Origin of the sequence: Pedobacter psychrodurus (assembly GCF_032678585.1) — a bacterium.
In the GTDB taxonomy this organism is placed as follows: Bacteria; Bacteroidota; Bacteroidia; order Sphingobacteriales; family Sphingobacteriaceae; genus Pedobacter; species Pedobacter psychrodurus_A.
On the sequence record NZ_JAVTSN010000003.1, the window covers coordinates 153,694 to 166,520 of the forward strand.

Genomic DNA, 12,827 nt, shown 5'->3' on the forward strand with positions numbered 1-12,827 from the left:
TGGCGGGACTGCTGTAACCGAAGTACTCGTGTTGTTGATTTTCAAAAAAGAATTAAAAACTTAAACCATCAAAACCATTTAAGAACGATATTTAAACATGGATCAAACCAAAACCAAAGGTTATAAAAAGATAAAATCCTGGTTAAAAGCCAATAAACGTAAGCCTTTTCAGTTTCAGGAAGATGCCTGGCAGTATTATCTTAATGGCTATAGCGGTTTGGTTAATGCCCCTACGGGTTTCGGAAAAACCTTTTCCTTATTTTTGGCGGTGGTTATTGAAGCTTTAAATGCATCAGAATCGAACAACAAAAAAGCAAAAGACCGTTTACAATTAATCTGGATCACCCCGCTCCGCTCCTTGGCTAAAGATATTGCAAGGGCCATGCGCGAAACCTTATTGGAACTCGAACTGGATTGGCATGTTGGTGTGCGCAATGGCGATACCTCCCAGTCAGAAAAATTACAACAGAAAAAATCGATGCCCGAAATTTTGTTGATTACCCCAGAGAGCCTGCATTTGTTGTTGGCACAAAAGGGCTCTTCAACATTGTTCAGAAACCTTAAATGTATTGTTGCTGATGAATGGCACGAGCTGTTAGGAAGCAAGCGTGGCGTTTTGGTTGAGTTGGCGGTATCGCGGATCAAAGGTTTGCAAAAGCTGGAAAAAAATCAATTTTTAAGAATTTGGGGAATTTCGGCTACGATTGGCAATATTGACGAGGCTTTAGATGTATTAGAACCCAATTTGGAGGCAAAACGCATCATTGTTAAGGCCGATTTAGAAAAGAAAATTATCATCAAGTCGATTTTGCCTGATGATATTGAAACATTGCCCTGGGCTGGCCATTTAGGCTTAAAGCTCGCATACAAACTTTTGCCGATCATCGAAAAAAGTAAAACCACTTTAATCTTTATCAATACCCGCGGACAATCAGAAATGTGGTATCAGCACTTGCTTAATATCGAACCTGAACTGGCAGGGCGTATAGCCATACACCATGGATCGATTGATTTTGAACTTAGGAACTGGATTGAAGATGCGCTACATACCGGACAACTCAAAGCAGTAATTGCCACTTCGTCCTTAGATTTGGGTGTAGATTTTAAACCTGTTGATACCGTTGTACAGGTGGGATCGCCAAAAGGTGTTGCCCGCTTTTTGCAAAGGGCCGGTCGTTCTGGTCACTCCCCCAATGAAACTTCCAAAATATATTTCCTGCCAACGCATGCACTAGAACTTGTAGAAGCTGCAGCGATAAAAGAAGCAGCCAAAACAAACAATATAGAGAGCCGTGAACCCTTTATTATGGTTTTTGATACCTTGGTTCAGTATCTGGTTACACTGGCTATAGGCGACGGATTTGATGATAAAATTATTTACGAAGAAATTAAAAATACCCATGCTTTTAAACTTATTCTACCTGAGGAATGGACCTGGGTGATGCAATTTATTACCTCAGGTGGCGATAGTTTGAGCGCTTATACCGAATTTAAAAAGGTGGTGAAGGATGAAGACGGACTTTGGAAGGTAAAAAGCCGACAACTGGCGATGCGGCACCGGTTACATATTGGAACGATCGTGAGTGATGCCATGCTAAAGGTTAAATTTATTTCTGGTGGCTACATTGGCATGGTGGAAGAATATTTTGTTACGCGTTTGAAAGCCGGTGATAATTTTCGCTTGGCAGGCAGGGTTTTAGAGTTTATCCAGGTGAAAGATATGACGGTTGTGGTAAGGGTAAGCAAGCAGAAAAATGCAATTTCACCCAGCTGGAATGGAGGACGTTTGCCCCTATCCTCTAATTTGGGTTCGGTACTGCGCAAAAAATACAACGAAGCATTGGATAAAACCCATCAGGATGAAGAACTCGATGTTGTTTATCCTTTGTTTCTATTGCAAGAGAAACGCTCACATGTGCCCAGAAATGATGAATTATTAATCGAACTGATCAACAATAAAGAAGGTTTTCATTTATTTGCCTACCCTTTTGAAGGCCGTTTGGTACATGAAGTTTTAGCGGCATTGGTTGCTTATCGTTTAAGTAAACTTTTACCAATCAGTTTTTCTATTGCGATGAACGATTATGGTTTTGAGCTTTTAAGTGAAACGGAAATCCCGATGGATGAATCGATTGCTTATGAAGTTTTTTCGCCTAAAAATTTAACGGAGGATATTACGCTAAGTATCAATTCGACAGAAATGGCCAGGCGGAAATTTAGGGATATAGCCTGTATATCAGGCCTTGTATTTCAAGGCTATCCTGGAAAATATGTAGCCAATAAACATCTCCAGTCATCTGCTGGTTTGTTTTTTAATGTTTTTAGCGATTACGACAAACATAATTTACTTTTGCGCCAGGCTTACGATGAGGTTTTTTATCAGCAACTGGAGGAACCAAGGTTGGCAGCAGCATTAGAACGGATTCAGAATGGAGCGATTATCATCACCCATCCGAAAAGTTTTACGCCACTGTCTTTTCCGATTAAAGTGGATAGTTTACGTGAGAATATGAGTTCGGAAGAATTAGAGCAAAGAATTGCCAGAATGAAGGCCGAATCGGAAAAAATTAAATAGAGATATCTTACTGAACCTGTCGGAACTTAAAATATCCTTCGACAGGCTCAGGATGACAATAACAAGAAATAAATGACCATTACAAGCCAGGGTGAAGAATTGATTTTAGACAAAGAGAGGGCTTTATTTTTACCCAAACATCAGCTTTTAGCTATCAGCGATTTACATTTAGGCAAGTCGGCACACTTCCGTCAGGCAGGTTTGCAAGTACCCGCTACTATTGCACAAACAGACCTGCAACGCTTAAGTATATTGATTAAACAATATCATCCTACAACATTATTGATCAATGGCGATATGTTTCACCACGGCTTAAATGCTGATATAGATGAATTTGCATCATGGAGAAAACAATATCAGGAACTTAATTTTTTATTGGTAAAAGGTAACCACGACAGGCTTTCGGATGCCAATTATGCTGAGATGGACATCGAAATACATGAACCAAGTTTTTGTTTAGGGCCCTTTTGTTTTATTCACGATGCGCCAAATTGTACTGAGGAAGAATTGTACCCCATTAGTGGCCATATCCATCCAGGGGTTACTATTGTAGGTAAAGCGAAGCAAAGATTAAAATTTCCCTGTTTTTATTTCGGCAAGGAATACGCTGTATTACCTGCTTTTAGTTTATTTACAGGACTTTACAATATTTACCCAAAAACAAGTGAGCGTATCTTTGCGGTTACCCCCAAAAGCGTGGTGGAAGTTTAAGCGTGGTTATCTATTACCTGTTTGAGCTGAGAAGCCTGTAAAACACCACTTTGTCTCCATACCTGTTTCCCATTTTTAAAAAGAATTAAGGTAGGAACGCTCTGAACATTGAAGGAAGCAGCGGCTGGTTGATTCTTATCGATATCTACCTTAATGATCGAAACTGAATCGCCCACCTGTGATTTTAGTTGCTCCAAAATCGGTTTCATCATTTTACAGGGACCACACCATTCGGCAAAAAAATCTACCAGAACTGGTTTATCGCCGTTGATTAACTCTGAAAATTTGGCCATGATATTTGTGTTTATGTAGAAAACAAAGAGAAATAAGATTGGTTTTATATACCACACGTAGATTTCTCCATTTCGCTCCGCTACAGTCGAAATGACGATACTTGTTGACGACTTATAATTGTTTATAAGCACTTACCGGCAACTCTGCTGCTAAGGCTGTAACCCAATCTTCGAACAGCGCTTTCTCGATTTTAATGACTTCCGCGGCATGATTTTCCCAGTCATCAGAAAAACTGATCAATTGGTTCATCATTTCTTCTAAATGCCCTTCCTCTTCCAAAATAATCGATTTTACATTTACTTTACTTTTTGCTTCATCTAAAACCGTTTGGTAAATTGGATACAGTTCGTCAGCACGCACTTCGATAGCATAGGTAACAAATAAATATGCAGCGAATTTTAAATCGTAGCCAGAAAGATTGAATACAGCTTTTAAGTAACGGCAAACCGCAATATCTAAAGCATGCAAATAATATTTGGTATGGTTTGGAGAAAGTAACTCAGCATTGGTATAGGTTTTACAAAGTGCCGCATCAATTTTCGAAATCTGCTTTTTTAAATAATAAGCATGACGGTGCTCCTCGGCTGCATGTTTAAGAATGATCAGGTTTACATTTTCTTTATGCTCAGAAGCTGAAATCTTCTTTGCGCCTGCATTTTCCATATACGACAATGTATTTAACCATTTGGCATGCAATACGTTATCTGAAACTATCGATTTTAAATTTGAAGCTAACATTCTTGATTGTTTGATTGTTGGCATTAATCCAACTGAAAACTTTTAATAGTAAACTGACTAAATTTCTCTGTTTAAATCCCAGCCCTCTAAATAATCTGCCACCCTACGCACAAACATTCCGCCTAATGAACCATCAACTACCCTATGGTCGTATGATAAAGAAAGGAACATCATGTGTCTGATCGCGATTACATCGCCATGTTCGGTTTCTAAAACCGCTGGTTTCTTTTTAATGGCACCAACCGCCAAAATAGCTACCTGTGGCTGATTAATGATTGGTGTGCCCATTACGTTACCAAAACTACCTACGTTGGTTAAGGTAAAAGTTCCACCCTGGGTTTCGTCAGGTTTTAACTTGGAGTTTCTTGCTCTGCCGGCTAAATCATTAACTGCTTTTGTTAAACCTACCAGATTTAACTGATCAGCGTTTCTGATTACGGGAACGATTAAGTTTCCACTTGGTAAAGCCGCGGCCATACCAATATTGATATTATTCTTTTTAATAATCTGAGTTCCGTTAACCGATACATTGATCATTGGGAAATCTTTTATCGCTTTTGCAACGGCTTCTACAAAGATTGGTGTAAAGGTTATTTTTTCGTTTTCACGTTTTTCGAAGCTGTTTTTTACTTTGTTTCGCCATAAAACCATATTGGTTACATCGGCTTCTACAAATGAAGTTACGTGCGGAGAGGTTGTTTTACTCATTACCATATGATCGGCAATCAATTTACGCATCCTATCCATTTCGATAATTTCGTCGCCACCACTAATACTGGTTGTAGATGGTTTATTTGCAGTTGGTGCCTGAGCAGCGGTAGTTATTTTATGCTCTGCTGTTTCATTAACTAGTGGAACTGGCGGTGTTAATATAACTGTGGTTGTTTGCAGCGAACCATCATTTTTCTTAGTGATATAATCCAACAGGTCATCTTTATTTAACCGGCCATCGGCACCAGAACCTTTAATCGAATCAAGTTCGGCCAATGGAATATTTTCTTGTGCCGCAATACTTTTAACCAAAGGAGAATAAAAGCGCTCAGAAGTACTAAAATCGCTCTTTACAGTTGTGTTTTCTACAGGTAATTGAGCTATGCCTGGAATAGGTTCTGTTTTTTCCGCTACCACTGGAGTTTCAACAGCAGGGGTTTCAGCTTTTGGTGACTCAGCACCGCCAGTTTCGATAATGGCGATTACATCCCCCACCTGGGCAACTTCATCTTCCTTAAATAACTGTTTTACCAATTTACCGGCAACTGGAGAAGGAACCTCAGAATCCACCTTATCAGTTGCGATTTCCAGAATGGTATCATCTAATTCGATAACATCGCCTGGTTGTTTTACCCATTTAATCACCGTTGCTTCCGCAACACTTTCACCCATTTTTGGTAACAATAGTTCGTATTGAGCCATATTAAATTACAGTATTTTATATTGGTAACTCGACAAAAATACAGTTTTTATTCGTTCTAAACTGTTTCTTTAAGCAGATTTAATAGCATCGTTAGTGCTGATGCCGCAGAACGTTCGATGTTTTGAATACGTTTGTTGCTGAAATTAAACACCTTAGCTACAGTTTTGTCTTTTGAAGAAATTGCTATCCATACCGTACCAACAGGTTTATCTTCCGTTCCACCATCAGGACCAGCTATACCGCTAACCGCTATGGCATAATCTGTTTTAAAGTGTTTTACAGCACCTTCGGCCATTTCGGTCACGGTTTGTTCGCTCACGGCACCAAATGTGCTTAATGTATTTTCTTTTACGCCGAGGATTGATTCTTTTAGCTCATAGGCATAGGCCACAGCTCCACCCCAATAAACTGAAGAACAGCCCGGATGCTGTGTGATTAAATGCGCAATATACCCGCCTGTGCAACTTTCGGCAGTTGATAAAGTTAAGCCCCTCTCTTTCATGATATTCAGAATGGCTTTTTCCAATGGAATATCTTCATCAATCACCACGAATTTATTTACTTTCGAAATGATCTGTTTTGCGTAACCTTCAACTTCAGCTTTTAAACTGGTTTCGTTATCTCCCTTAGCTGATAAGCGCAAACGTACCTGACCTAATTTTGGTAAATAAGCCAATTTGATGTGAGCTGGCAAACTATCTTCGATCTCCTCGATCTCTTTCGCTAAAAACGATTCACCGATATTTGCGGTGAGGATGGTTTTATGAACGATTGATGGAAGTTTAAACCTACTGCTTATCCTTGGCAAAATTTCGTCGTCCATCAGGTACATCATTTCGTAAGGAACACCCGGCATAGAAACAAAAATTTTGTCGTTTTGCTCAAACCACATGCATGGAGCGGTACCGTTTTTGTTTACAATAACCTCACAGCCATCAGGAACATCGGCCTGTTGAATATTAATATCTAGTAAAGGGCGTTTGTACTTTTCGAAAATCTGACGGACCATTTCCAGTGCACCGGCATCATTCCGGAAACCCATATTAAAATATTTCGCCAGAGTTTTTTTGGTGATATCGTCTTTTGTTGGCCCTAAACCGCCTGTAATTAATATAATATCAGCGCGTTTTTCTGCCTGGGCTAAAGCTTCGATGATATGTTGTTCATCATCCGAAACGGAGGTAATCTGTTTAACAGAAACGCCGATTAGATTTAACTGATTAGCCATCCAGGCTGAATTGGTATCCACGATCTGGCCGATAAGAATCTCATCGCCAATAGTAATAATTTCGGCTAGCATAAATTTATTGGTATGTGCTGTAAAAACCTTGTCTTTTACTCAATTTCAAATCCTGTAATATTGATGCTTTAACTTTAATGGTAACAGAATAACTTTTATAAGCACCATATGGCACCCAGTTTACACTCATATCCCAACAATGCAAATCGCGATAAATCGCCAGGTTCATCGGCGTTAAACCATTGTTCTTGAAATCGTAACCTGAATTAAAAGTAACTTTCCATTTAGGCGTTAAATTAACATCTCCATTAAAGTTTAACGTATTTGAAGTTGTAGTAGTGTTTCCATCATTTGTATATTGGAAACTATAGGAGAACGAAAAATTCCAGGGAATATTAAAATCAACAAAAGCATTTGGATCGCGACTGATTGCTGCCAATTGTTCTGATTGTATATCGGTTAAGCCTTTTTTATTTGCAGCTTCGCCTAATTTATCGTTGGCTTCATTTTTACGTTTTAAAGCTTCCGGATTTAAGCTATAATCGAAAGAGAAACCAAAATTAGCTAAGCGTGGTAAAAATTTACCACTCTGCCAGAAATAACGATCTTGCCTGATCCTTCGTGTAGAACCTGGTATAGTATCTGCCCCCAGCGAGTAAGGATCCAATGTTCCATTATAATTGATACCCAGTTTATCGGTAAATTGAGAACGCCCACTAAAGCCAATGGTTGATAATTTATAGGATGTAGCCAGAAAATTGTAAGATCCGCTAAAACTCAACCCCTGAATAATCGGAATCTTCTTTGAGCCTGTTCCCGTTGTATCGTTTTTATTCCGCACTTTCAACTCGACGGTATTATCCAACCCAAAACCAATTGAGGCGTTTGGCCCTCCAAATGAACCAGGTTGTGCCATCCCGTCAAAAATCGAATATTTTAGCGGTAATCCATTAGTTAAAATCGGAAGGCCATTTTGATTTATAGCCGGTCTGTAAGGCCCGGCACCAGCTTTGGTAAAATCAGGTGAGTATGAGAATGAAACATTCGGCGTCATTACATGTCTTAATGCCTGGATTTTTGCCTGCGGATTAAAATCTCTTCTGCCGTATATTTTTGTCGATAAGCTGGTCGACAAGCTATAACTTCCAGCCCTTTTGAAACCACTCACAGTGTCTTCTCTAAAGCTATAAGTATTATCCGCATACTCGGTATATCTTCTGTTTACACTCTGGAAATTCCAAACTTCGTTGTAGGTTCCACCGACGCTAAAGTTTAAGTATTTTAACGCTGTAAACGACATATTAATAGGGATACTATGCGAAAAACCACTTCTTAAACGTTTTAAGCCGTCGTTTTGGAACAGTAGACTATCAAAAGTATCAATTCTATTGGTTCCTTGTAAACTGTAACCCACGGTTATTTTTTGATACCATTTCTCGTCACCGACAGCATCCTTTGCCTTAAACGGATTAAAGGTAGGTACGTTAAAGGTCACTTCTGGCAACCTAAGCGATATTGCCCTGGTGCTCAAAGTCTGATCACTCGATGCGGCCAAAGAGAAATTCATCCCATTGGCGTAAGATTTAGCGTAACTTATACTACTACTTGTGGAGTTGGTTGCGATGGTATTGATATCATAAGTAGTACCTGCAGCCGTGTTTTTATAATAGCCTGATCTACCAGTCGATACCAATCGAACACTCGCGCTAAATGTAGTTCCTGGGTTTGCATTCGCATTTTGGCTATGGCTCCAGTTGATACTAAAGTTTTTTGTTGGATTTGCAAAAGCCTCTGTGCCTTCCAATCCATCTTTAAAACTAGAGTAGGCTAAATTAATGTTGCCATTATATTTATATCTCTTGGTATAATTGCTTAATACACTGGTTTCGTAAGAGCCATTGGTATAAATTGATCCCATTAATTTGGCATCCCAATAATCGTTTAATCCAAGGTAATAACCACCATTTTGAAGAAAAAATCCCCTGGTGGCATCTTCACCCGGAGTTGGTAAAATTACCCCCGACGTTCGTTTATTCGGTTTTGGAAAAAATGCAAATGGCAAACCTAAAAAAGTAGGCACATCTTCAATAATCATATACACAGGTCCTGTAATGATCTGTTTTTCGGTTACCACGCCCTTGGAAATCATGAGTCCAAAGTGTGGATGCGGAAGATTACAGGTACTGTACATCACATTTTTGATGTGCAGTTCATCATCTATCTGTTTTTTACTCTGTCCGCCTGAAAAGAATCCTCCCTCCTGTTCGGAAAAAACGCCATATACCTTAGCACGCGTTGTTTCTGAATTGTAAAAAATAGAATCGGCAATGGCGGTTCCATCAGTACCAGATTTAAAAATCGGTCTGCCCGTATATCTGCCTGTTTTTGGATCCTTAACACCACTGGCAAAAATCGTGTTTTTCTTTTTGTCGTACTTGATGTAGCTTGCATCCAACTCAAAATCACCATAGATAACCCTTGCGTTACCATATAAATAAACGATGTTTTTGTCGGCACTCATTTTTACAGAATCTTCCGCTTTGTACTCAACTTTCTGATCGATACTACTATTATTTTTGCCTGTTTTTTTAGTCGTATCCTTTTTGGTTGTGTCTTGCTGAATGATTTGTTGCAATGAAAAATGAGAAAATGCGTTAGCTTTACCAACAGCAAGTGTTAATAAAATGACAGAAATTAGTAAAATAGAGCTCTTAAGAAGTTTCAAATTCGTATTTGAATGTTATTTTTGCACAAATGTTTAATCAAAAACGTTCAAAATTAGTGAAAAATATACCATTGATGTATCTTAAATCCATTTTAACATTTATTATTTGTTTAGTATTGTCAAATACGTTTGATAATCAGGTGTTTGCGCAAGAATATAAAATTAAAACAATTGTGATCGATGCTGGTCATGGTGGTAAAGATGGCGCAACCCACGGGGTCTATTCCAAAGAAAAAGATGTAGCGTTAAAAACTGCACTAAATCTCGGCCGTGCGCTTCAGGATAGCTTGAAAGATATAAAAGTAATCTACACCAGAGAGTCGGATGTTTTTATTCCTTTATACGAACGCATTAATATTGCCAATAACGCAAAAGCAGATTTGTTTATCTCTATCCACTTAAACGATATGCCAGTGCGCGTTTCGAGAGTGGTTGATTATTACAAAAAAGTTCGGGGCCGGAAAGTTCCTGTTTATAGAACAGTTACTTCAAAAAGCACCTCAACAAGGGGAACCGAAACTTTTGTATCCGGAACTGGTCGTTTAGGTGAGCAAGATGAGGTAATTAAAAGGGAAAATGCTTCGATGTTTTTGGAAGAAAACTATCAGAAAAATTATGAAGGTTTTATAGCCAATACTCCCGAAAGCGATATTATGTTATCGTTAATGAAACAAACCAATAGGGATAGGAGTTTAAAGTTTGCTTCGATGTTGCAACAAGAGTATGTTAATGCCGGCCGTACCAATCGTGGGGTTCAGGAAAAAAGTCTTGCAGTATTGGCACGTGCAGCTATGCCCGCGGTGTTAACTGAGATTGGTTTTGTGAGTAATCCGGAAGACGAAGATTATATGAACTCGCAGGAAGGACAAAATGAAATTGTGAACGGCATCATCAGGGCAATTAAAAACTATAGGCGCATAGCCGAAACCTCATTTTAAAATTTTATAAATGAAGATTAAACTTCTGATAACACTAATTTTCTTTTCGTTAATCGTTGCTCAAAAAACGTCGGCCCAGGGATACAGAATTAAAACCATTGTAATTGATCCTGGACATGGTGGTAGAAAACCTGGCGCATCGGGCAGTTATTCAAAAGAAAAGGATATTTCGTTAAAGGTTGCGTTAAAACTCGGTGAAATTATAAAAGAAGAATTACCAGATATCAAAGTAATCTATACCCGCAAAACAGATATAGATGTTGATTTATACAGACGGGCAGAAATCGCAAATGAAGCCAATGCCGATCTCTTTATATCTGTACATTGCAATTCTATGCCTCCCGGTAATAAACACATCAAAGGCGTAGAAACCCTGGTAGCCGGTTCACATCGCTTAAAAGAACAGGATGCAGCCATTCGTGAGAATGCAGATATTAAACTGGAAAAGAATTACAAAAGTAAGTACGATGGCTACGACCCTAGTAATCCCAGTAGTTTTATTCTTTTATCGCTGTTAAAAAACACCTTTCGCGATAAAAGCATTAAATTCGCAAAATTAATTCAGAACAGTTATATCAACAGAGATGAAAGATTTAGCCGTGGAGTTAAAGAACAAGGTGTTTTAGTATTACAGCGATGTGGTATGCCAGCGGTACTAACAGAGGTAGGCTTTATATCAAATACAGCTGAAGAAAAATATATTAATTCGCAAAAAGGCCAAAGTGAGATTGCGAATTCTATTTTTGAAGCAATAAAAACCTATAAAAAAAATATTGAGGTTAAATAAGTGGCATTATAAATGATAGTTATTTTACCTTTACAGAAAATATAAAACAGATACCAAACAATTGATGTAAGCTTTGTGTATTTATAAAGTTTAACATTAAAAAAAGAAATTACGCTCTAGCAGGTTATAAACGCTTTAAAACTTGCAGCCATAAAATAAAAAACACTCATGAAGATTAAGAACGAAACCAAAGTAGGTATTTTAGCTGCATTTGCTATTGCTTTATTAATAATTGGATATAATTTTTTAAAAGGTAATTCCATTTTCTCAAGCGAAACAACATTATATGCAAAATATACCAGAGTTGATGGTTTAAGTGTATCTAAACCGATCCTTATTAATGGTTATCAGATTGGACGTGTTGCCAAATTAGAATTGCAACATGATGGTACTGTTATCGCTACATTAAGCGTAAATAGTAAATACGAAATTCCTGAAAATAGTATCGCACGTTTAGAAGGTACCGATCTTTTGGGTAGCAAAGCGATTGTAATGTCGTTGGGCGACTCGAAGAAAATGGCAGAAGATGGTTATACTTTAAATGCCAATGTAGAAAAAGGATTGATGGAACAGGTTCAACCGGTTCAAAAGAAAGCTGAATTGATTATTGGTAAAATGGATTCAATCTTAAGTAGTGTAAATTCTATCCTGAATCCTAACTTCCAGAAAAACGTGGATAAAAGTTTTAACAGTATTGCCGGAACGCTTGCATCATTAGAAACCACCTCTAAAAAAGTAGATGGTTTGGTAGGTTCGGAAAGTGCCCGTATCGAAGCGATCTTTAAAAACGTTGAAGGCATTACCGCTAACTTGAATAACAACAATCAAAAAATCAGTGATATTTTAACCAATATCAATACGGTTACCGATAAGTTTGCTGCCGCTAATTTTAAAGAAACTTTAGATAAAGCCAATAGTGCTATCGCTGATTTGCAAACCGTTATTTCTGGAATCAAAGACGGGAAAGGAAGTTTAGGTTTGCTGTTAAATGATGATAAAATGTATCAGAATTTAAATAACGCTTCAAAAAATCTTGACGAGTTGATGATCGATTTAAAAGCTAATCCTAAACGTTACGTACACTTCTCCGTATTTGGTGGTGGGAACAAAAAAGATAAGTAATTAATTTTTATATAAACGAGAGCCTTGCAGTTTCAAATTGCAAGGCTTTTTTGTTTAGAGTTGTGAGGCCTCAATTTTTCTGCCACAGAAACACGGAATTCCTATTCAATCTATCATCCTGAAGGGTAATTTATTTTATAAAAATCAATATTAATGACATATATAATTGATTTTTTCACCCCTTGGCTCAACCTTGCCTCGGCTCGCCGCCGCCGATTGGCTCTTTCTTTTTGCTGTCAAAAAGAAACAAAAAACACCGGCTGAAAATTTTTCTTTCGAAGCA

Annotated in this window: 10 protein-coding genes; 5 read left to right on the forward strand and 5 right to left on the reverse strand. The window is 38.1% G+C overall.

Annotated elements, in window-relative coordinates; all coding sequences use genetic code 11:
- The first annotated feature begins 97 nt into the window (after nt 1-97).
- Both R2S57_RS03155 and pdeM read left to right on the forward strand, forming a co-directional pair.
- On the forward strand, nt 98-2,575 hold the full coding sequence (locus R2S57_RS03155) for a ligase-associated DNA damage response DEXH box helicase (protein ID WP_316843655.1): 2,478 nt from the start codon (nt 98-100) through the stop codon (nt 2,573-2,575).
- Between the two features lie 72 nt (nt 2,576-2,647).
- Entirely contained in the window at nt 2,648-3,286 is a 639-nt protein-coding gene (gene pdeM, locus R2S57_RS03160; protein ID WP_316843656.1) for a ligase-associated DNA damage response endonuclease PdeM, read from the forward strand.
- Here pdeM and trxA read toward each other — a convergent pair.
- The 5 genes from trxA to R2S57_RS03185 form a co-directional block, all read right to left on the reverse strand.
- Nucleotides 3,283-3,579, reverse strand: coding sequence for a thioredoxin (trxA, locus tag R2S57_RS03165; protein WP_316843657.1), 297 nt, complete (start codon nt 3,577-3,579; stop codon nt 3,283-3,285). The genes pdeM and trxA overlap by 4 nt on opposite strands.
- Before the next feature lie 112 nt (nt 3,580-3,691).
- Complete coding sequence (locus R2S57_RS03170) at nt 3,692-4,318, reverse strand: hypothetical protein (protein WP_316843658.1); 627 nt, start codon at nt 4,316-4,318, stop codon at nt 3,692-3,694.
- Nucleotides 4,319-4,375: 57 nt separating this feature from the next.
- Nucleotides 4,376-5,731, reverse strand: coding sequence for a dihydrolipoamide acetyltransferase family protein (locus R2S57_RS03175; RefSeq protein ID WP_316843659.1), 1,356 nt, complete (start codon nt 5,729-5,731; stop codon nt 4,376-4,378).
- A 56-nt stretch (nt 5,732-5,787) separates the two neighbouring features.
- Nucleotides 5,788-7,032, reverse strand: a complete 1,245-nt coding sequence (locus R2S57_RS03180) for a competence/damage-inducible protein A (RefSeq protein ID WP_316843660.1) — start codon at nt 7,030-7,032, stop codon at nt 5,788-5,790.
- A gap of 4 nt (nt 7,033-7,036) precedes the next feature.
- Nucleotides 7,037-9,607, reverse strand: a complete 2,571-nt coding sequence (locus tag R2S57_RS03185; protein WP_316843661.1) for a putative LPS assembly protein LptD — start codon at nt 9,605-9,607, stop codon at nt 7,037-7,039.
- 164 nt (nt 9,608-9,771) lie between these two features.
- Here R2S57_RS03185 and R2S57_RS03190 point away from each other — a divergent pair, with 164 nt between their 5' ends.
- From R2S57_RS03190 to R2S57_RS03200, 3 genes are all read left to right on the forward strand, one after another.
- Nucleotides 9,772-10,635 carry an N-acetylmuramoyl-L-alanine amidase gene (locus tag R2S57_RS03190; RefSeq protein ID WP_316843736.1) on the forward strand — a complete coding sequence of 288 codons (864 nt, stop codon included), beginning with the start codon at nt 9,772-9,774 and terminating at the stop codon, nt 10,633-10,635.
- A 10-nt stretch (nt 10,636-10,645) separates the two neighbouring features.
- Nucleotides 10,646-11,422, forward strand: a complete 777-nt coding sequence (locus tag R2S57_RS03195) for an N-acetylmuramoyl-L-alanine amidase (protein WP_316843662.1) — start codon at nt 10,646-10,648, stop codon at nt 11,420-11,422.
- 168 nt (nt 11,423-11,590) lie between these two features.
- Nucleotides 11,591-12,544, forward strand: coding sequence for an MlaD family protein (locus R2S57_RS03200; protein WP_316843663.1), 954 nt, complete (start codon nt 11,591-11,593; stop codon nt 12,542-12,544).
- Nucleotides 12,545-12,827 lie beyond the last annotated feature (283 nt).

Bases quoted from the DNA above. Each gene is read 5' to 3' on its own strand.
- R2S57_RS03155 (WP_316843655.1), top strand. From the start codon at position 98: ATGGATCAAACCAAAACCAAAGGTTATAAAAAGATAAAATCCTGGTTA.
- pdeM (WP_316843656.1), top strand. From the start codon at position 2,648: ATGACCATTACAAGCCAGGGTGAAGAATTGATTTTAGACAAAGAGAGG.
- trxA (WP_316843657.1), bottom strand. From the start codon at position 3,579: ATGGCCAAATTTTCAGAGTTAATCAACGGCGATAAACCAGTTCTGGTA.
- R2S57_RS03170 (WP_316843658.1), bottom strand. From the start codon at position 4,318: ATGTTAGCTTCAAATTTAAAATCGATAGTTTCAGATAACGTATTGCAT.
- R2S57_RS03175 (WP_316843659.1), bottom strand. From the start codon at position 5,731: ATGGCTCAATACGAACTATTGTTACCAAAAATGGGTGAAAGTGTTGCG.
- R2S57_RS03180 (WP_316843660.1), bottom strand. From the start codon at position 7,032: ATGCTAGCCGAAATTATTACTATTGGCGATGAGATTCTTATCGGCCAG.
- R2S57_RS03190 (WP_316843736.1), top strand. From the start codon at position 9,772: ATGTATCTTAAATCCATTTTAACATTTATTATTTGTTTAGTATTGTCA.
- R2S57_RS03195 (WP_316843662.1), top strand. From the start codon at position 10,646: ATGAAGATTAAACTTCTGATAACACTAATTTTCTTTTCGTTAATCGTT.
- R2S57_RS03200 (WP_316843663.1), top strand. From the start codon at position 11,591: ATGAAGATTAAGAACGAAACCAAAGTAGGTATTTTAGCTGCATTTGCT.